Annotated in this window: 27 protein-coding genes and 2 pseudogenes; all 29 read right to left on the bottom strand. The window is 46.8% G+C overall.

Going from position 1 to position 17,908, the window contains the following annotated elements; translation table 11 throughout:
• Positions 1-52: 52 nt before the first annotated feature.
• Positions 53-694 carry an adenylate kinase gene (locus tag AC6I5A_RS00745; RefSeq protein ID WP_034610534.1) on the bottom strand — a complete coding sequence of 214 codons (642 nt, stop codon included), beginning with the start codon at positions 692-694 and terminating at the stop codon, positions 53-55.
• A gap of 16 nt (positions 695-710) precedes the next feature.
• Positions 711-1,997: a preprotein translocase subunit SecY gene (gene secY, locus AC6I5A_RS00740; protein ID WP_034610531.1), complete on the bottom strand. Its 1,287-nt coding sequence runs from the start codon at positions 1,995-1,997 to the stop codon at positions 711-713.
• A gap of 1 nt (position 1,998) precedes the next feature.
• Positions 1,999-2,439, bottom strand: a complete 441-nt coding sequence (rplO, locus tag AC6I5A_RS00735; protein ID WP_034610529.1) for a 50S ribosomal protein L15 — start codon at positions 2,437-2,439, stop codon at positions 1,999-2,001.
• Between the two features lie 18 nt (positions 2,440-2,457).
• Entirely contained in the window at positions 2,458-2,640 is a 183-nt protein-coding gene (gene rpmD, locus AC6I5A_RS00730; protein ID WP_034610527.1) for a 50S ribosomal protein L30, read from the bottom strand.
• 12 nt (positions 2,641-2,652) lie between these two features.
• A pseudogene (locus tag AC6I5A_RS00725) lies at positions 2,653-2,980 on the bottom strand (uS5 family small ribosomal subunit protein).
• A 25-nt stretch (positions 2,981-3,005) separates the two neighbouring features.
• Positions 3,006-3,374, bottom strand: coding sequence for a 50S ribosomal protein L18 (gene rplR / locus AC6I5A_RS00720; protein ID WP_034610525.1), 369 nt, complete (start codon positions 3,372-3,374; stop codon positions 3,006-3,008).
• Positions 3,375-3,431: 57 nt separating this feature from the next.
• Complete coding sequence (gene rplF, locus AC6I5A_RS00715; RefSeq protein WP_034610522.1) at positions 3,432-3,983, bottom strand: 50S ribosomal protein L6; 552 nt, start codon at positions 3,981-3,983, stop codon at positions 3,432-3,434.
• Between the two features lie 24 nt (positions 3,984-4,007).
• Positions 4,008-4,406, bottom strand: a complete 399-nt coding sequence (gene rpsH, locus AC6I5A_RS00710; protein ID WP_034610520.1) for a 30S ribosomal protein S8 — start codon at positions 4,404-4,406, stop codon at positions 4,008-4,010.
• Between the two features lie 28 nt (positions 4,407-4,434).
• The gene (locus tag AC6I5A_RS00705) at positions 4,435-4,620 is read right to left on the bottom strand and encodes a type Z 30S ribosomal protein S14 (protein ID WP_497900378.1); all 186 of its coding nucleotides are present in this window, start codon (positions 4,618-4,620) and stop codon (positions 4,435-4,437) included.
• A gap of 20 nt (positions 4,621-4,640) precedes the next feature.
• Entirely contained in the window at positions 4,641-5,180 is a 540-nt protein-coding gene (rplE, locus tag AC6I5A_RS00700; RefSeq protein WP_034610517.1) for a 50S ribosomal protein L5, read from the bottom strand.
• Between the two features lie 21 nt (positions 5,181-5,201).
• Positions 5,202-5,570, bottom strand: coding sequence for a 50S ribosomal protein L24 (rplX, locus tag AC6I5A_RS00695; protein WP_052167797.1), 369 nt, complete (start codon positions 5,568-5,570; stop codon positions 5,202-5,204).
• A gap of 13 nt (positions 5,571-5,583) precedes the next feature.
• Positions 5,584-5,949 (bottom strand): 50S ribosomal protein L14, encoded by a 366-nt coding sequence (gene rplN, locus AC6I5A_RS00690; protein WP_034610510.1) that lies wholly within the window; start codon positions 5,947-5,949, stop codon positions 5,584-5,586.
• A 36-nt stretch (positions 5,950-5,985) separates the two neighbouring features.
• Complete coding sequence (rpsQ, locus tag AC6I5A_RS00685) at positions 5,986-6,246, bottom strand: 30S ribosomal protein S17 (protein WP_034610507.1); 261 nt, start codon at positions 6,244-6,246, stop codon at positions 5,986-5,988.
• Between the two features lie 23 nt (positions 6,247-6,269).
• Positions 6,270-6,473 carry a 50S ribosomal protein L29 gene (rpmC, locus tag AC6I5A_RS00680; RefSeq protein WP_034610504.1) on the bottom strand — a complete coding sequence of 68 codons (204 nt, stop codon included), beginning with the start codon at positions 6,471-6,473 and terminating at the stop codon, positions 6,270-6,272.
• Positions 6,463-6,900, bottom strand: a complete 438-nt coding sequence (gene rplP / locus AC6I5A_RS00675; protein ID WP_034610501.1) for a 50S ribosomal protein L16 — start codon at positions 6,898-6,900, stop codon at positions 6,463-6,465. The genes rpmC and rplP overlap by 11 nt, the downstream gene beginning before the upstream one ends.
• Positions 6,901-7,563 carry a 30S ribosomal protein S3 gene (gene rpsC, locus AC6I5A_RS00670; protein ID WP_034610498.1) on the bottom strand — a complete coding sequence of 221 codons (663 nt, stop codon included), beginning with the start codon at positions 7,561-7,563 and terminating at the stop codon, positions 6,901-6,903.
• Between the two features lie 3 nt (positions 7,564-7,566).
• On the bottom strand, positions 7,567-7,908 hold the full coding sequence (gene rplV / locus AC6I5A_RS00665; RefSeq protein ID WP_034610495.1) for a 50S ribosomal protein L22: 342 nt from the start codon (positions 7,906-7,908) through the stop codon (positions 7,567-7,569).
• Between the two features lie 22 nt (positions 7,909-7,930).
• Entirely contained in the window at positions 7,931-8,212 is a 282-nt protein-coding gene (gene rpsS, locus AC6I5A_RS00660; protein WP_034610493.1) for a 30S ribosomal protein S19, read from the bottom strand.
• A gap of 18 nt (positions 8,213-8,230) precedes the next feature.
• Complete coding sequence (gene rplB, locus AC6I5A_RS00655) at positions 8,231-9,058, bottom strand: 50S ribosomal protein L2 (protein ID WP_034610491.1); 828 nt, start codon at positions 9,056-9,058, stop codon at positions 8,231-8,233.
• Between the two features lie 33 nt (positions 9,059-9,091).
• Positions 9,092-9,379: a 50S ribosomal protein L23 gene (locus tag AC6I5A_RS00650; RefSeq protein ID WP_034610488.1), complete on the bottom strand. Its 288-nt coding sequence runs from the start codon at positions 9,377-9,379 to the stop codon at positions 9,092-9,094.
• Entirely contained in the window at positions 9,379-10,002 is a 624-nt protein-coding gene (gene rplD, locus AC6I5A_RS00645) for a 50S ribosomal protein L4 (RefSeq protein WP_034610485.1), read from the bottom strand. The genes AC6I5A_RS00650 and rplD overlap by 1 nt, the downstream gene beginning before the upstream one ends.
• A gap of 23 nt (positions 10,003-10,025) precedes the next feature.
• A complete protein-coding gene (gene rplC / locus AC6I5A_RS00640; RefSeq protein WP_034610484.1) occupies positions 10,026-10,655 on the bottom strand; it encodes a 50S ribosomal protein L3 in 630 nt (209 codons plus the stop codon).
• A 190-nt stretch (positions 10,656-10,845) separates the two neighbouring features.
• The gene (gene rpsJ, locus AC6I5A_RS00635; protein ID WP_034610482.1) at positions 10,846-11,151 is read right to left on the bottom strand and encodes a 30S ribosomal protein S10; all 306 of its coding nucleotides are present in this window, start codon (positions 11,149-11,151) and stop codon (positions 10,846-10,848) included.
• 236 nt (positions 11,152-11,387) lie between these two features.
• Complete coding sequence (gene tuf / locus AC6I5A_RS00630) at positions 11,388-12,587, bottom strand: elongation factor Tu (protein WP_034610480.1); 1,200 nt, start codon at positions 12,585-12,587, stop codon at positions 11,388-11,390.
• Between the two features lie 120 nt (positions 12,588-12,707).
• The gene (fusA, locus tag AC6I5A_RS00625) at positions 12,708-14,783 is read right to left on the bottom strand and encodes an elongation factor G (protein WP_034610478.1); all 2,076 of its coding nucleotides are present in this window, start codon (positions 14,781-14,783) and stop codon (positions 12,708-12,710) included.
• A 41-nt stretch (positions 14,784-14,824) separates the two neighbouring features.
• Positions 14,825-15,295 carry a 30S ribosomal protein S7 gene (rpsG, locus tag AC6I5A_RS00620; RefSeq protein WP_034610476.1) on the bottom strand — a complete coding sequence of 157 codons (471 nt, stop codon included), beginning with the start codon at positions 15,293-15,295 and terminating at the stop codon, positions 14,825-14,827.
• A gap of 47 nt (positions 15,296-15,342) precedes the next feature.
• Positions 15,343-15,762: a 30S ribosomal protein S12 gene (gene rpsL, locus AC6I5A_RS00615; RefSeq protein WP_034610473.1), complete on the bottom strand. Its 420-nt coding sequence runs from the start codon at positions 15,760-15,762 to the stop codon at positions 15,343-15,345.
• A gap of 107 nt (positions 15,763-15,869) precedes the next feature.
• Complete coding sequence (locus tag AC6I5A_RS00610; RefSeq protein ID WP_034610536.1) at positions 15,870-16,124, bottom strand: ribosomal L7Ae/L30e/S12e/Gadd45 family protein; 255 nt, start codon at positions 16,122-16,124, stop codon at positions 15,870-15,872.
• Positions 16,125-16,140: 16 nt separating this feature from the next.
• A pseudogene (locus AC6I5A_RS00605) lies at positions 16,141-17,908 on the bottom strand (DNA-directed RNA polymerase subunit beta'); the annotation flags it as partial.

Genomic DNA, 17,908 nt, shown 5'->3' with positions numbered 1-17,908 from the left:
GCCTTACGCATCCGGTCCAATTGGTTCGCATTTTTCAGCTCAATCATGCCGCTTAGCCCAAGGCCTTCAGAATATCCGTAAAAACTTGTTCAATGGCTTGCCCCCCATTAACAGTGATAAGCAAACCCTGTTTCTGATAGAAATCAATTAGAGGCTGAGTCTGATTATTATAGGTTAGTAAACGATTCTTGGCAGTTTCTACGTTGTCATCTGAGCGCTGATAAAGCTCTCCGGCACACTGACCACAAACCCCTTCTTTTTCTGGTTTGTTAAAGACCATATGATAGGATGCTCCACACTGCCGACAGACACGACGTCCGGTTAAGCGAGGAATTAATACATCTTCAGCAACTTCTATGTTGATCACACCATCAAGTTTCATGCCAAGGCGATCTAAAATTTCAGCTAAAGCCGTGCCTTGCGCTAAGGTACGCGGGAAACCATCAAGAAGAAATCCCTTTACACAATCCGGTTGTGCTAAGCGTTCCGCGACAACCCCAATTGTCACTTCATCAGGAACTAAGCCCCCGGCATCCATAAATGACTTAGCCTTGAGCCCTTGTTCCGTTCCATTTTTAATAGCTGCCCTAAACATGTCTCCCGTCGAAATATGGGGAATACCAAAACGTTCCACCAGCGGACCAGCCTGCGTCCCTTTTCCTGCTCCCGGACCACCCATTAAGATAATTTTCATTTCAATTCCTCCTCTTTTATTTCATAAACCCTTGATAATGTCTCGCCATAAGTTGCGATTCAATCTGTTTCATCGTCTCGAGCGCAACCCCAACTACAATCAGTAAGGATGTTCCGCCAAAATAGATGTTCTTGAGTCCGGTAAGTCCGATAACCAGTGTCGGTAGGACTGCGATCAAAGCAAGAAATACACCCCCGGCTAATGTAATACGGTTCAATATTTTAGACAAGTACTCCGCCGTAGGACGCCCAGGTCGAAGGCCCGGTATGAAGCCTCCATACTTCTTCAAGTTTTCTGCTACATCTGAAGGATTAAAGGTAATAGACGTGTAAAAGTAAGTAAAGAAGATAATAAGCACTCCATAAACCAGCAGGTAAGGGATTGATGTAAGCTGACCATTCATGCTAAACCATTTGCCGACAAATTGCGCAAATCCTGAAGTTGGAGCCCATGTTGAGATTGTCTGAGGTAAGGCAAGCAAGGAGATTGCAAAAATGACGGGGATGACACCGGCCTGGTTAACTTTCAACGGGATATGGCTGCTTTGTCCTCCATACACCCTACGGCCGACTACCCTCTTGGCATATTGAACCGACACTCGACGCTGCCCTTCCTGAACATAGATAACACCTGCGGTAATAAATATCACGATAAGAATCAACCCGATAATGGACAGAAGGTTGACCTCCCCGACTCTTAACATGTCCCACAGAGACGTGATGGCTGACGGGACCCGCGAAACGATTCCCGCAAAGATGATCAGGGAGATACCGTTTCCGACACCCTTTTCTGTGATTGCCTCCCCAAGCCACATTAAAAACATGGTTCCAGCGGTTAAAACGAGCGCGCATAATAGATAGATCGGCCATCTCAGCTCCGGGCTGGGAATTATCACCGCATCACGTACCCCAAAAGTCAGTCCAAAAGCTTGAATAAATCCCAAGCCAACGGTGGCATAGCGGGTATACTGGGTGATCTTTTTGCGCCCATAGTCACCCTCTTTAGCCAGCCTTTCAAGGGAGGGTATGACAACCTGCAGAAGCGAAAAAATAATTGAAGCTGTAATATAGGGCGTAATACTCAGCGCAAATACAGACAAACTTTTAAAGGAACCACCGGAAATCGTGTCCATGAAATTCATCATGACTCCCGATCCAAACAATTGCTCCAGCCTGTCCCGATCAATAAAGGGGGTTGGAATATGTGCCCCGATCCGAAAGATCAAGAACATCAGTAGGGTGTAGATGATTTTTTTCCTGAGATCCGTGGCATTCCACGCATTCTTCACGGAATTGGCAATCATTCTATTCCTCCTCTACTTTTCCACCCGCCGCAACAATCTTCCTGGCCGCGGCTGGGCTGACTTTGTCAATTCGAATGGTCAGTGCTTTGGTCAGTTCCCCCGTTGCTAAAATCTTCACGCCATCTTTAACCGCCTTGATGAGGCCGCTTTCCAGAAGGCTTTCAATCGTCACTACCGTATCGTTCTCAAAACGTTCCAAATCACGGACATTCAAGGCGACAATGTTTTTCCTTGAGATATTATTAAAACCTCGCTTCGGCATTCTACGATACAGTGTATTTTGTCCGCCTTCAAAACCTGGTCGGACACCGCCGCCTGCGCGCGAGTTTTGCCCTTTGTGTCCTTTACCGGAAGTTTTACCATGTCCAGACCCAACTCCACGCCCCAAACGTTTAAGTGCATGTGTTGATCCTTCGGCAGGCTTAAGTTCATGCAGTTTCATGCTTACCCACACCTCCTTCTATTGAGCTTGGGTCTCTACAGTAACCAAGTGCATGCATTTATGAACCATCCCTAGAATACCAGGGGTGTCTTCATGAACTGCACTTGATCCGACTTTTCCTAAGCCAAGTGCTTGTAACACTTTGTGTTGTGCTTTTGAATACCCGATCGGACTCTTTGTCAGTGTCACTTTAATTTTCATGGCCGACCCTCCTTAGCCTAGAACTTCTGCTACGGTCTTACCTCGCAGTTTGGCAACATCCTCTGGTCGTTTGAGAGCCTTTAACCCTGCTATCGTCGCATTGACAATATTGTGGGCGTTTGCCGAACCCAAAGACTTCGTTAGGATATCATGTACTCCGGCAGCTTCAAGGCACTTCGCCAGCTTTACCTAGTCCTGCGCCGACACGACCGTGACCGTCTCCTACCACTACGAGCGCGCTAAAGCTGAAACGGCGTCCGCCCTTGACAACTTTGGCAACCCGAGCAATATGAACGACCTTTTCATTCATATCCGACTTGTTAGCTTCGAATTTAGCCAATTTGATTTCCCCCCTTTACCCTGGTTTAAAAGCTGAGCCCCGCTTCGCGTGCTGCTGCCGCCAACGCTGAGATTCTGCCGTGATAAATATTTCCTCCCCGATCGAATACAACTTGGGTAATTCCTTTTTCCAAGGCTTTCTTCGCCACCAATTCGCCGACCTTATGAGCGCCGGCGGTATTCCCACCTGACAGATCAGCAGCTTTGAACTCCGGATCGAGGGAAGAAGCAGCAACTAATGTTACACCCAGCTGATCATTGATTACTTGAGCGTAAATATGATTCAAGCTCCGGAAAATTGCCAAACGCGGGCGTTCAGCAACGCCGACTATAGTTTTGCGGATTCTCTTATGCTTTTTAAGGCGAAGAGCTTTTCGATCAATGCGCTTAATCATAGCGAACACTCCTTTCACTACTCAGCAAGAGATTTGGCCCTTGCCTATTACTGTTACTTATTTAGCACCTTTTTTACCACCAGTTTTACCAACTTTACGTCGGACAACTTCACTTTCGTAGCGAATACCTTTACCTTTGTAAGGTTCAGGCTTGCGCTCTGAACGTACAACAGCGGCAAAAGCGCCAACAAGTTCTTTATCCATCCCTTTAATCAAAATCTTATTTGGAGCTGGAATTTCAAAGTCAATTCCTTCAAAGGGAGTGAGTTCTACAGGATGAGACTTGCCGACCGTTAAGACCAGCTTATTTTCTTTTTTCGCAGCACGATAACCAACCCCGACCATATCCAGTCCCTTGGTAAATCCATTCGTAACCCCTTCCACCATATTGGCGATTAGGGTTCGGGTCAAGCCATGTAAGGATCTGCTAAACGGATCATCATTTGGTCGTATGACTTTGATCTGCGAGTTTTCAACCACAATGTTCATTAATGAATGCAGCTCTCTCGTTAAGGTACCTTTCGGGCCCTTAACTGTGACCACATTTTTATCTATTTTGAAGTCCACTCCACTGGGAATCCCAATGGGGCGCTTGCCAATTCTGGACATTCCCTGCACCTCCGCCTTAAAAAATTACCAAATGTAGGAGATCACTTCACCGCCAAGGCCCTCTTTCCGGGCTTTTTTATCTGACATAATCCCCTTAGAAGTCGAAATCACTGCGATTCCGAGTCCCCCGAGAACTTTCGGCATTTCATCCTTTTTCGCATAAATGCGTAGTCCCGGACGGCTAATCCGTTTTAGCCCGGTAATAACACGCTCCCGGTTAGGACCGTATTTCAAATACATCCGAATAACGCCTTGTTTGTCGTCTGTAATATATTCTACGTCTTTGATGTACCCTTCTGCTTTAAGCAGTTCCGCAAGCTCTTTCTTAATACGAGATGCCGGTACCTCAACTTTATCATGGTAAACCATTCCCGCATTGCGGATCCGTGTTAAAAAGTCTGCAATCGGATCTGACATTGACACTTCCGTCGTCCCCCTTCCTTACAATGTTTTACCAACTGGCCTTCCTGATTCCAGGAAGTTCCCCTTTGTGAGCCAGCTCCCGGAAGCAAATCCGGCAAATTCCAAATTTCCGCATGTAAGCATGGGGACGTCCACAAAGCTTGCAACGGTTATGCGTACGTACAGCGAATTTTTGTCCACAATTTTGGCGGACAACCATTGATGTTTTAGCCACTCTCTTGAACCTCCTTTTCTCTAATCACGGTACGGCATTCCAAAGCCGCGCAGCAACTCGCGAGCTTCTTCGTCCGTTGTTGCCGTTGTTACGAAGACTATATCCATTCCGCGAAGTTTGTCGATCTTGTCATACTCCATTTCGGGAAAGATCAGTTGCTCCTTGATTCCTAAAGTATAATTACCGCGTCCGTCAAACGCCTTCGCTGAAACACCGCGGAAGTCACGCACGCGTGGTAAAGCAACATTTAAGAGGCGATCTATAAATTCATACATCCGTTGACCTCGCAGGGTAACTTTGCACCCGACTGACATCCCTGTACGGAGTTTAAATGCCGCAATGGATTTCTTAGCCCGCGTGACCACTGGTTTTTGTCCCGAAAGCTTCATTAGGTCTGCGACAGCGGAATCGATCGCCTTAGAGTTTTGAACCGCTTCGCCGACACCCATGTTAATAACAATTTTGTCAACTTTGGGAATTTGCATGACGTTCGTATAAGCAAACTTCTGCTGTAAGGCAGGAGTGATTTCGTTTTGGTATCTATCCTTCAGACGAGCCACTTTTGGTCCCTCCTTTCGCGCTTAGTGTTTATCAGGTAAATTCACACCACATTTTTTGCAGACGCGTACTTTTCCATTTTCCGTTACCTGGACACCGGCACGTGTCACGGAATTACACTCTTGGCAATATAACATGACGTTCGAGCTGGCCATTGGAGCTTCTTTGGAAACAATGCCGCCTTGAGGCATACTTTGAGAAGGTTTCGTATGACGCTTAATGATGTTGGCCTTCTCAACGATCACCCGACCTTTCTTGCGCATCACATCGATAACTTTGCCTTTTTTGCCGGCATCTTTACCGCTGATTACCATGACAAAGTCGCCCTTTTTAACGTGTATCTTTGCAGTCTGTACCTTATGCTTAGTAGCAGCCACTTTCTTCACCTCCATCTGTCATGGGGTCTTAGATAACTTCCGGTGCCAGGGAAATAATTTTCATAAATTTATCACGTAACTCACGAGCAACCGGTCCGAAGATACGAGTGCCACGAGGGCTTTGGTCATCTTTAATGAGTACTGCTGCGTTTTCGCTAAACCGAATATAAGAACCGTCAGGACGTCTGATTTCTTTTTTTGTCCGCACAATAACGGCCTTAACAACTTCCCCTTTTTTAACAACGCCCCCCGGCGTTGCTTGCTTAACTGAAGCTACAATTATATCACCGATCGAGGCGTACCGCCGCATTGAACCGCCCAGGACACGAATACACATTAGCTCTTTAGCGCCTGAATTGTCTCCAACCCTAACCCTGGTTTGTACCTGGATCATTCCCATTGACCCCCTTCCGAACTAAATATAAAAGTATCAGAAAGCAATTGCTTTCTGAGTTATCTCAACCACACGCCAACATTTATCTTTGCTCAAAAGGCGAGTTTCCATGATTGAGACAGTGTCTCCGACATGAGCCTCATTGTTTTCGTCATGAGCCTTATACTTTTTGGTGCGGGTGATCGTCTTTTTGTAAATCGGGTGACGCTGAGTAATATCAACTGCAACCACGACAGTTTTATCCATCTTGTCGCTCACTACCTTACCAATTCGGACCTTGCGCTGAGCTCTTTCCAATCTACAAAGCCTCCTTCCTCAACTTAGTCACGTTCAATCTTTAACTCGCGCTCACGTAGAATCGTTTTACCGCGAGCGATTCCTTTACGGACTTCGCGAATTCGCATCGGGTTATCGAGTTGTTTCGTTGCCAATTGGAAACGCAAATTAAACAGTTCTGTTTTGAACTCGTCGATTTCCTGGAGAACTTCGTCTGTAGTCATGTCACGGAAATCTTTAGTTTTCATTTGCGTCACCTCCTTCTTGATCTGCACGGGTAACGAACTTGCACTCGATCGGGAGTTTATGCATTGCCAGACGCAGAGCCTCACGTGCTTGTTCTTCCGATACGCCGTTCAATTCAAACATCACACGACCAGGTTTAACAACAGCAACCCAGTATTCCGGTGAACCTTTACCACTACCCATACGGGTTTCCGCCGGTTTTGCCGTAACAGGCTTATCCGGAAATATTTTTATCCAAACTTGACCTCCACGCTTAATAAATCGGGTCATCGCGATACGAGCAGCCTCAATTTGGCGGTTCGTAACCCAGCCGCATTCCATCGCCATAAGACCATATTCACCAAAAATAATGGTGTTACCGCGTGTTGCCTTACCATGCATCCGACCACGATGTTGTTTTCGATGTTTCACTCTGGATGGGACTAACATTTAGTTTCCTCCTTCCACCTGAGCAACGACCTTCTTGGCGGGAAGAATCTCACCTTTATAAATCCAAACCTTAATACCAATTTTGCCATACGTTGTATTGGCTTCCGCAAAACCGTAGTCAATATCGGCACGTAAGGTGTGAAGAGGTACTTTTCCTTCATGATACCATTCAGTTCGGGCAATTTCGGCTCCAGCCAGACGACCGCTGCATTGAATTTTAATTCCTTGGGCTCCTGTCCGCATTGTCCGGCCAACTGTTTGCTTCATTGCCCGACGGAAGGACACCCGTTTTTCGAGTTGCAGGGCGATGTTCTCGGCTACCAGCGTGGCATCCATTTCGGGTTTCTTGATTTCTACAATATTGACTGCGACTTGTTTGCCGGTTATAGCTTCAAGTTGCTTACGCAGATTTTCAACTTCAATACCACCCCGACCGATAACAATACCGGGTTTAGCTGCATGAACCGACACTTTAACGCGACTGGCTGCTCGTTCAATCTCAACTTTTGGACAACCGGCTTGCTTAAGTTTATTTTTGACAAATGCCCGAATCTTCAAGTCTTCATGAAGAAGTTCCTTGTAGTTTCTGTCTGCATACCATCGGCTTTCCCAGTCCCGGATGATTCCGATGCGGAGGCCTTTGGGATTAACCTTTTGACCCACAGTTTAGCCCTCCTTCTTCTCGCCCACAACCACGGTAATGTGACTTGTCCGTTTCCGGATCTGGTCCGCACGTCCCATGGCTCGAGGCTTGATGCGTTTTAAAGTTGGCCCTTGATCCACACAAATTTCAGTAATTATCAGATCATCAACATTCAGGTCATAATTATGTCCTGCGTTGGCGACTGCAGACTTCAGCACTTTCGCCACATCGTCTGTGGAGCCGTTAGGTGTAAACTGAAGAATTGCGAACGCATCACTGATTTTTTTGCCACGGATCAAATTGACAACCTGGCGCACCTTACGAGGAGAGATACGTACATATTTTGCCACTGCTTTTGCTTGCATGTGCCTTTAGTCCCCTCTCGAATTAACGTAAGCCGCTGGATTTTTCGCTTCCAGCATGGCCCCTATAGGTGCGAGTAGGCGAAAACTCTCCGAGTTTGTGCCCTACCATATCTTCGGTAACATAGATAGGAACATGTTTCCTGCCATCATGAACCGCAATAGTTTGTCCGACCATTATCGGAAATATTGTTGAGCGTCTGGACCACGTCTTAATAACGCGTTTTTCACCTGATTTGTTCATCGCTTCGACGCGCTCGAGCAAACGAGGTTCGGCGAAAGGTCCTTTTTTCAGAGATCTGCTCATATATGGGCCTCCTTTCGACTACTTAGTCCGCCGTTTCACAATGAAGCGATTCGACGAGTTCTTTTTCTTGCGGGTTTTTGCTCCCAGTGCCGGTTTCCCCCAAGGTGTACATGGGTTGCGACCAAGCGAGTTACGCCCTTCACCCCCACCATGCGGATGATCACAGGGGTTCATTACCGAACCACGAACTGTTGGTCTAAGGCCCATCCAGCGAGACCTTCCGGCTTTACCAACGTGAATGTTCTCATGGTCGAGATTTCCGACTTGACCAATAGTTGCCCGGCACTCAATGCGAATCATGCGCATTTCACCGGACGGAAGTCGCAGCGTTGCATAGGAACCTTCTTTGGCCATGAGTTGAGCCGATCCACCGGCTGAGCGAACCATCTGTGCTCCTTTACCGGGTTTCATCTCGATGTTGTGTAATAAAGTTCCCACAGGGATGTTCTGAAGTGGCAGTGAATTACCAACTTTGATGTCTGCATCCGCACCGGAAGTAACTATTTGATCAACTTGTAACCCGTTCGGTGCTAAGATATAAGTTTTAAGTCCATCCTGATAGAACAGTAAAGCGATATTGGCGGAGCGGTTTGGATCATATTCAATGCTCTCGACACGAGCAGGGATGCCATCCTTATTCCGCTTGAAATCAATAATGCGGAACCTTCGTTTATGTCCGCCGCCTTTGTGGCGCACACTTAAACGTCCGTCATTATTGCGACCGGCCTTTTTAGTCAAAGGCTTTAGTAAAGAACGTTCAGGTTCTGTGCGCGTGATCTCATCGAAGGTCGACACTGTCATATTACGACGACTTGGTGAGGTGGGTTTAAGAGTTTTTAAGGCCATCGGTTTTCATTATCCTCCTTTACTTCAAGCTGCTTACAGGCCCGCGTAGTTTTCAATCTTATCTCCGGCTTTAAGCGTAGCAATTGCTTTTTTGCGGTTAGATGTTTTTCCAACATACTTGCCGACCCGCTTCTTTTTGCCTTTGACATTCATGGTACGGAGTTCGACAACCGATACTTTAAACAGCTTTTCTACCGCTGCTTTGATTTCGATCTTGTTGGCAGCGGGATCTACCCAGAAGGAGTATTTGTTCTCCTCGACAAGCCCAACAGACTTCTCTGAGATTACCGGACTTTTGAGAACATCACGTGCGTCGCGCATTACGCTAACACCTCCTCGGTTTTAGTTACCGCCGCTTTAGTCATGACAAGAATATCATGATGAAGTATGTCCATCACATTCATTCCTGCAACATCCGTTGTTTTTACACCCTCGATGTTGCGCGCGCAACGTTGGACCACCTCATCTATGTTATCCATCACGATCATAGCCTTCTTGTCTATCTGAAGAGCAAGGAGCACTTTTACCATTTCACGGGTTTTTGCTTCACCCATGCTCAAATCGTCAAGAACAATCAGCTGTTGCTCCATAACCTTCGAAGAAAGTGCCGAGTGCAAAGCCAATCGGCGGACTTTTTTAGGTAATTTAAAGCCGTACTTGCGAGGTTTGGGTGCAAATACTACCCCACCGCCTCTCCACAATGGAGAGCGTGTACTGCCGGAACGTGCACGACCTGTTCCTTTTTGACGGAATGGTTTGCGTCCGCCTCCGCGCACTTCACCGCGTAACAAGGCCGATTGGGTGCCTCGCCTTGCTCCGGCTAATTGGGATACTACCGCAGAGTGAAGAACATGAATATTCGGGGTAATTCCAAATACACTTTCGCTCAATTCAATTTCACCGACCTCTGTGCCTTGCATATTAAATACTTGAACTTTCGGCATTGCTTATTCCTCCTTTCTCAGTGTTACTTCGCCTTGACAGAAGGCTTCAGAATGAGCAACGATTTATTCGCTCCCGGGACAGCCCCTTTGATCAAGATCAGGTTTTTATCGACATCAACTCGCACAACTTCCAGGTTTTGTATGGTAACGCGCTTGCCACCCATACGTCCGGGCAGCTTACGACCTTTATATACTCGAGCCGGGCCCTTCGCGCCTAAGGAACCTGTCCGATAATGATATTTCGAGCCATGCGCCATCGGTCCGCGATTAGCATTATGACGCTTGATCATTCCAGTGAAACCCTTTCCCCTAGATGTACCGACAACATCAATTTTGTCGCCAACAGTGAATAAATCCACTTTTACTTCCTGGCCGATTTCAAAACTCTCCACATCACTGGTCCGGAACTCACGAACATAGCGCATCGGCTTCAGTGAAGCCTTTTGGAAGTGCCCTTTGCGCGGTTTATTGCATAAGCTTTCGCGCAGAACTAAAAATCCAAGTTGAATAGCGTTGTAGCCATCACACGCTACAGTTTTCTTCTGGACCACCGGGCACGGACCCGCTTCGATAACTGTAATCGGAACTACACGTCCTTCGGGTGTGAAAATCTGAGTCATACCTATTTTTTTGCCTAAAATTCCTTTGGACACGAATGCCACCTCCTAAACGCTTTGAAGTGCGCCAGTTTCGTTCCGGAGCACGAGAGCGTCGTTTTATTTATTTTGTCGCGATCTTCGACGGTAACTACTCCACGCTACCGGGCGTTTCTCGCAGCAAACATAACAGTAGTATATCACAGAATAAAAAGTTTAGCTACTCCAAAACAACGAAATATGCTAATTACAGCTTGATTTCTATGTCCACACCCGCGGGTAAGTCTAAACGCATAAGCGCATCCACAGTTTTTGGCGTAGGCTCCAGAATATCAATCAAACGTTTATGAGTGCGCATCTCAAACTGTTCGCGAGAATCTTTATTGACATGAGGAGAGCGTAAAATTGTATAGACGCTTTTCTCTGTCGGTAGGGGAATCGGTCCACTGACCTGCGCTCCAGTCCGCTTGGCAGTTTCTACAATGCGTTCGGCGGATTGGTCAAGAGTTTTATGGTCAAAGGCTTTAAGGCGAATCCTAATTTTTTGGCTCATAAGTTTATATCTACCTCCTCATATTACCCGTTACACGGGTTTCGAGCGTAAAAATTCCCTGGTTCAAGCGGAGTCACCTGCCCAGCAACCTTCTACACCCTTCCAGAAGTCAGAGGTCAGATGCCAGAGATCAGATAGATGAGCACGGCACTCAACCATCAGACGCTTTGGTATCCAACCTTCGTTCGCAGAGAGGAAGAAATCCTTCCTCTCTGCGAACTCCGAAAAGTTCACGATTATTCATTAATCTTAGAAACAACACCCGAACCAACGGTGCGGCCACCCTCGCGGATAGCAAAACGAAGTCCTTCTTCCATAGCGATTGGAGTGATGAGTTCAACATTAATCGTCACGTGGTCTCCCGGCATAACCATTTCAATACCCTCTGGAAGAGTGATAACACCGGTTACGTCCGTTGTACGGAAGTAGAATTGCGGACGATAGTTGTTGAAAAACGGCGTATGGCGTCCGCCTTCTTCTTTATTCAAGATATAAACCTCACCCAAAAATTTTGTATAAGGTTTAATTGAGCCTGCCTTAGCTAAAACTTGTCCCCGCTCGACTTCTTTACGATCAACGCCACGCAGAAGCGTACCGATATTATCTCCAGCCTGTGCTGAATCAAGGAGTTTACGGAACATTTCAACCCCGGTTACAACGGTCTTACGAGTATCCGTCAAACCAACGATTTCAACTTCGTCTCCAACTTTAACCGTTCCGCGATCAACGCGACCCGTCGCAACTGTACCACGACCAGTAATTGTGAAGACGTCCTCAATAGGCATCAAGAAAGGCTTATCCTTGTCGCGCTCGGGAGTTGGAATGTAGGAATCAACGGCATCCATCAACTTCCAGACATCCCCGCACCATTCGCATTCACGTGTTCCACAACCGCAGTTCAGGGCTTTGAGAGCAGAACATGGAATGATGGGAATATTGTCGCCATCAAACTCGTACGCCGTTAGGAGTTCGCGAAGTTCCATTTCGACGAGTTCGATAAGCTCCTCATCGTCAACCATGTCTTTTTTGTTAAGACAGACAATAATATTAGGAACACCTACCTGGCGAGCCAGGAGGATGTGTTCACGAGTTTGGGGCATAGGGCCATCAGCAGCAGACACGACGAGGATTGCACCATCCATTTGAGCTGCGCCGGTGATCATGTTTTTAACATAGTCAGCGTGGCCTGGGCAGTCCACATGAGCATAGTGACGAGTCGCTGTCTCATACTCCACATGAGCAGTGGAGATGGTAATTCCACGCTCGCGCTCTTCAGGGGCTTTGTCAATTTCATCAAACGCCGTGGCTACTGCGCCACCGACTTTGGAGAGACAAACGGTGATTGCCGCTGTCAAGGTGGTTTTCCCATGGTCGACGTGACCAATGGTTCCAATGTTAACATGTGGTTTCGTTCGCTCGTATTTCGCTTTCCCCATTTTTTTCACTCCCTTAAAATAATTAGATATTTCTTATTTCAAAGAGGTTTTAGAAACTCGAAGATTTTGAGCTTCTAATTTTCAAGCTTCGAACCTCGAACCTCGAACCTCGAACCTCGCTTAAGCGCCTTGGCGTTTGGCAATGATGCCTTCGGCAATGCCTTTAGGCACTTCTTCATAGTGGTCAAACTGCATAGTATAGGTCCCACGTCCTTGAGTGGCGGATCGTAGATCCGTCGCATAGCCGAACATTTCGGAAAGTGGAACAAATCCCCGGATAATTTGGGCATTACCATGGGTTTCCATTCCTTCAATTCGTCCTCGGCGTGAGCTTATATCCCCAATAACGTCTCCCATGTAATCCTCGGGTAAAGTCACTTCAACTTTCATGACTGGTTCAATGATCGCAGGGTCCGCCTTGAGTGCACCGGCTTTAAAGGCCATGGATCCGGCTATTTTAAAGGCCAGTTCTGAAGAGTCAACATCGTGGTAAGAACCGTCATAAACGGTAGCTCGCAGGTCAAGAACAGGGTATCCGGCTAAAATACCATTTTGCATGGCTTCCTGGATACCAACACCAATGGGGTTAATATATTCCCTGGGAATAACCCCGCCGACCACTTTATTGACGAACTCAAAGCCGCTTCCCGGTTCAAGCGGCATAAGTTCGATCCAGCAGTGTCCGTATTGTCCACGGCCACCAGACTGGCGAACAAACCTTCCTTCGGATTTGACAGTACGCCGAATGGTTTCTTTGTAAGCAACTTGTGGGCGTCCTACATCACATTGTACACTAAATTCCCGCTGCAGGCGGTCAACAATAATCTCGAGATGGAGCTCGCCCATTCCTGCAATAATCGTCTGCCCGGTTTCAGGATCTGTGCGAACTCTAAAGGTCGGATCTTCTTCAGCAAGACGAGTAAGTGCACTTCCCATTTTTTCCTGGTCCACTTTCGTCTTAGGCTCAATTGCCACATCGATTACCGGCTCAGGAAACACCATTTTTTCCAGGATAATGGATGCGTTCTCATCACACAAGGTATCCCCTGTTGTAGTGTCTTTCAACCCAACTGCGGCTGCAATATCCCCTGAACGCACCTCCTGGATATCTTCGCGGTGATTGGCGTGCATTTGAAGAAGGCGTCCAATGCGTTCTCTTTTGCCTTTAGTTGAATTATAAACATATGAACCGGCACTCAACACACCGGAATACACCCTGAAAAAAGCTAACTTGCCGACGAATGGGTCAGCCATGATCTTGAAGGCCAACGCGGAAAATGGTTCGCTGTCAGAAGCTGTCCTATGCTCTTCCGCGCCGTTCGGATTTATCCCTTTAATAGGCGGCACGTCTAAGGGCGACGGCATGTAATCAACTACGCTGTCAAGCAACGGTTGCACACCTTTGTTCTTGAAAGCAGATCCACATAGAACCGGGATAAATTTGTTCCCGATAACTCCGCGACGTATACCGTCACGAATTTCCTGCTCCGTGATTTCTATCCCTTCAAGATACTTCATCATGAGTTCATCACTCGTTTCAGCGACCGCTTCAACCATTTTATCATGATACTCATTGGCTAATTCAAGCAGGTCTTCCGTAATCGCGTCGTGTACTTCGGCAGTGCCTAAGTCGTCCGTATAAATAGTGGATGTCATCGTAACTAAATCCACGATACCTTTAAAGTTTTCCTCGATACCAATCGGCAACTGAATTGGAACAGGGTTGGCACCCAACCGATCAGCTATCATTGATACACCACGAAAGAAATCAGCACCCAGCCGGTCCATTTTATTAATAAAAGCGATACGGGGAACTTTGTATTTATCCGCTTGACGCCAGACAGTTTCGGATTGGGGTTCAACTCCGCCGACAGAACAGAATACTGCTATCGCACCATCAAGTACCCGTAGAGAACGTTCGACTTCTACCGTGAAGTCCACGTGCCCTGGTGTGTCTATTATGTTAACCCGATTATTCTTCCACTCGCAGGTTGTAGCTGCAGAAGTAATGGTAATGCCGCGTTCCTGTTCCTGGATCATCCAGTCCATTGTTGCCGCCCCATCATGAACTTCACCAATTTTATGCACTCGTCCAGTGTAAAAAAGAATACGTTCCGTTACCGTTGTTTTCCCAGCATCAATGTGCGCCATAATTCCGATATTGCGAGTATTTTCTATTGCAAATAGTCTTGCCACGGTGATTCCCCCTCCTTTCTGTCAACATCATATGCATCAAACTACCATTTGTAATGCGCAAAAGCCTTATTGGCCTCCGCCATTTTATGCATATCCTCTTTCTTCTTGACAGAACCGCCCGTATTGTTAGAAGCGTCGAGTAATTCTCCGGCAATCCTTTCCTGCATGGTTTTTTCGCCGCGCTTTCGTGCCATAGCGACAAGCCAGCGCAGACCAAGCGTAGTGCGTCGATCGGCACGCACTTCAATAGGCACTTGATAATTTGCACCACCAACACGGCGAGACTTTACTTCCAATACCGGCATAACGTTTTTCAACGCGTTGCTAAAGACTTCTATTGGATCTTTACCAGATTTTTCTTTAATTATTTCAAATGCATTATGGCAAATAGCCTCTGCTGTTCCCTTTTTACCGTCTAACATAATTTGATTAATAAGCTTAGTTAGAGTTTGATTTTTGTAAATCGGATCCGGCAGAACATCGCGTTTCCCGATATATCCTTTACGTGGCATTAGTTTACTCCTTTGTAACGTATTTCTATACACTTTTATGCAATACTTTAAGCCTTTTTAGGATATTTAGCTCCGTATTTCGAGCGTCCTTGCGCACGTTTTTGAACTGCGGTTGTGTCCAGGGTGCCACGAATCACGTGATAACGTACGCCTGGGAGGTCTTTAATACGACCACCCCGGACGAGAACCACGGAGTGTTCCTGTAAGTTGTGTCCGATTCCTGGAATATAAGAAGTTATCTCGAACCCATTAGTCAAACGTACACGCGCAACTTTTCGAAGTGCGGAGTTAGGTTTTTTCGGAGTAGTAGTATAAACTCTGGTACAAACTCCACGTTTTTGAGGAGACCCTCCTGATGGATATTGCTTACGCTTAAGAGAGTTATAGCCCCACTGTAAAGCTGGAGCTGTTGATTTTTTTTCAATTGAGGCACGTCCATTACGAATAAGTTGATTAATTGTCGGCATGTCTCCACCTCCTTTCTGATCAGATCAATATACAAGGAATTGCTTGCAGCAGCATTTTGCAAGCAATTCCAAAACCTACGATACGTATCCTCCCACGCTTAAGCTTGTCACTGGTCTACCAATATGGCCGCTACGGCTGTGCCAACTTCGATTCCGCATGCTTTCCCGAGTTCCTTCATAGTCTGAACCTCAATACGCTCCACATTATGGTTTGCGCACCATTCTACGACAGAACGAAGAACATGTGGTTCAGCATCTTTTGCAATAAACAAACGTCTGACGAGTCCCTTTTCCAGAGCACGTTGGGTTTGTTTTAGCCCAACTGTTTTATGTTTAACGTTTTTAAAGGTTTCATCAAGCACCAAAATGCTTTCCCCCTTAATCATACTTTAACATTTTAGCATTAGATATCCGGCGTGTCAATAATTCGATTAATTTGTTCCCAAAGTTCTTATAGTTCGATACCTTGACATGCCGGTTCCGGCAGGAATTAATTTACCGATGATCACGTTCTCCTTTAATCCCAGTAAGGGATCAACTTTTCCTTTTATGGCCGCTTCCGTGAGAACTCGAGTTGTTTCTTGGAAAGAAGCCGCAGAGAGGAAGGAATCTGTCGCCAGGGAAGCCTTAGTAATCCCTAATAATACCGGGTGAGCTACTGCAGGTTCCCCACCTCCGGCAATAGTCCGCGCATTCTCGTCCTGAAAGTCAAAAACATCAATCAGACCACCCGGGAGCAGACTCGTATCTCCCGCGTCATCAATTTTCACCTTGCGCAACATCTGACGAACCATTACTTCAATGTGTTTATCATTGATATCTACCCCTTGCAGCCGATATACACGTTGAACTTCACCTAGCAGATAGACCTGAACTCCGCGTTGACCCTTAACTTTAAGCATATCATGCGGATTGACGCTTCCTTCTGTCAACTCATCTCCTGCTTCGACTATTTGATTTTCTTTAACACAGAGTCGCGATCCGTAGGGAATAGTATACGTTAGATGCTCCTCGGTTTCAGTGAAGAGGTCTATTTCCCGTCGTCCTTTCACTTCACTGATTGATACCTTCCCGCCCGCTTCCGAGATGATCGCTTGCCCTTTTGGTTTACGGGCTTCAAACAGCTCTTCTACCCGTGGCAGACCTTGGGTTATATCACCCCCCGCAACCCCACCGGTATGGAACGTTCGCATCGTTAGCTGAGTTCCAGGTTCTCCAATAGATTGTGCTGCAATAATTCCAACCGCCTCACCCATCTCAACCGGGCGTCCGGTTGCGAGATTGCGACCGTAGCACTTCTTGCAAACACCATAACGTGATTTACATGTCAATACCGAGCGGATTATGACTGAATCGTAGGATTTGACGATTTCCTCCGCCTGTTCCTCCGAGATTTCATGCTCAGGTGAAGCGAGTACTTCTCCTGTCTCCGGATGGTTTACATCTTCCAAGACAAAGCGTCCGACAAGGCGATCTACTAAGGGTTCAATAATTTCCGGGCCATCTTTAATATCTTCTACCAATATGCCCGTCATCGTTCCGCAGTCTTTTTCACGTACTATCACATCTTGAGATACGTCTACCAGACGACGAGTCAGATAACCTGAGTCGGCTGTACGCAAGGCAGTATCTGCAAGGCCTTTCCGAGCACCGTGCGAGGAAATGAAATATTCTAAAACGGTTAACCCTTCACGAAAGTTGGCCTTGATCGGCAGCTCAATCGTTCGTCCAGACGGGTCAGCCATAAGTCCCCGCATTCCCGCCAGTTGTCTCAGCTGTTGAATATTACCCCGGGCACCGGACGTTGCCATCATGTACACCGGATTAAATGGATCCAAGTTATCCATTAACGCCTGGGTCACTGTTATCGTGGCCTTCGACNNTCAGCTTTAGTCAGGATTTCCATCTTATCCCGAGGGGCCGTTATGTCCGTTAATCCGACGGTTATTCCTGCTCGAGTAGAGAACTTGAACCCTTGATTCTTCAGCCCATCCAGCAAGGAGGCTGTCGCTTCATAACCACACCGGCGATACGTTTTTGCCACGATATCTCCAAGGCCTTTTTTGCCAATAACTTCATTGAAAAACCCAATTTCGGGAGGTATGACGGAGTTGAAGATTAATCGCCCAACGGTCGTCTCCAGGAG

It is taken from the genome of Desulfosporosinus sp. Tol-M2 (assembly GCF_059735615.1).
Note: the sequence above shows the minus strand (reverse complement) of the source record. Positions and strands in the feature narration are given on the sequence as shown.

Coding starts and splice junctions, on each gene's coding strand:
- AC6I5A_RS00745 (WP_034610534.1), bottom strand. CDS start 694: ATGAAAATTATCTTAATGGGTGGTCCGGGAGCAGGAAAAGGGACGCAG.
- secY (WP_034610531.1), bottom strand. CDS start 1,997: ATGATTGCCAATTCCGTGAAGAATGCGTGGAATGCCACGGATCTCAGG.
- rplO (WP_034610529.1), bottom strand. CDS start 2,439: ATGAAACTGCATGAACTTAAGCCTGCCGAAGGATCAACACATGCACTT.
- rpmD (WP_034610527.1), bottom strand. CDS start 2,640: ATGAAAATTAAAGTGACACTGACAAAGAGTCCGATCGGGTATTCAAAA.
- rplR (WP_034610525.1), bottom strand. CDS start 3,374: ATGATTAAGCGCATTGATCGAAAAGCTCTTCGCCTTAAAAAGCATAAG.
- rplF (WP_034610522.1), bottom strand. CDS start 3,983: ATGTCCAGAATTGGCAAGCGCCCCATTGGGATTCCCAGTGGAGTGGAC.
- rplX (WP_052167797.1), bottom strand. CDS start 5,570: ATGGAGGTGAAGAAAGTGGCTGCTACTAAGCATAAGGTACAGACTGCA.
- rplN (WP_034610510.1), bottom strand. CDS start 5,949: ATGATCCAGGTACAAACCAGGGTTAGGGTTGGAGACAATTCAGGCGCT.
- rpmC (WP_034610504.1), bottom strand. CDS start 6,473: ATGAAAACTAAAGATTTCCGTGACATGACTACAGACGAAGTTCTCCAG.
- rplP (WP_034610501.1), bottom strand. CDS start 6,900: ATGTTAGTCCCATCCAGAGTGAAACATCGAAAACAACATCGTGGTCGG.
- rplV (WP_034610495.1), bottom strand. CDS start 7,908: ATGCAAGCAAAAGCAGTGGCAAAATATGTACGTATCTCTCCTCGTAAG.
- rpsS (WP_034610493.1), bottom strand. CDS start 8,212: ATGAGCAGATCTCTGAAAAAAGGACCTTTCGCCGAACCTCGTTTGCTC.
- rplB (WP_034610491.1), bottom strand. CDS start 9,058: ATGGCCTTAAAAACTCTTAAACCCACCTCACCAAGTCGTCGTAATATG.
- AC6I5A_RS00650 (WP_034610488.1), bottom strand. CDS start 9,379: ATGCGCGACGCACGTGATGTTCTCAAAAGTCCGGTAATCTCAGAGAAG.
- rplD (WP_034610485.1), bottom strand. CDS start 10,002: ATGCCGAAAGTTCAAGTATTTAATATGCAAGGCACAGAGGTCGGTGAA.
- rpsJ (WP_034610482.1), bottom strand. CDS start 11,151: ATGAGCCAAAAAATTAGGATTCGCCTTAAAGCCTTTGACCATAAAACT.
- tuf (WP_034610480.1), bottom strand. CDS start 12,587: ATGGGGAAAGCGAAATACGAGCGAACGAAACCACATGTTAACATTGGA.
- rpsG (WP_034610476.1), bottom strand. CDS start 15,295: ATGCCACGTAAAGGATATATCGGGAAACGCGATGTTCTGCCGGATCCG.
- rpsL (WP_034610473.1), bottom strand. CDS start 15,762: ATGCCGACAATTAATCAACTTATTCGTAATGGACGTGCCTCAATTGAA.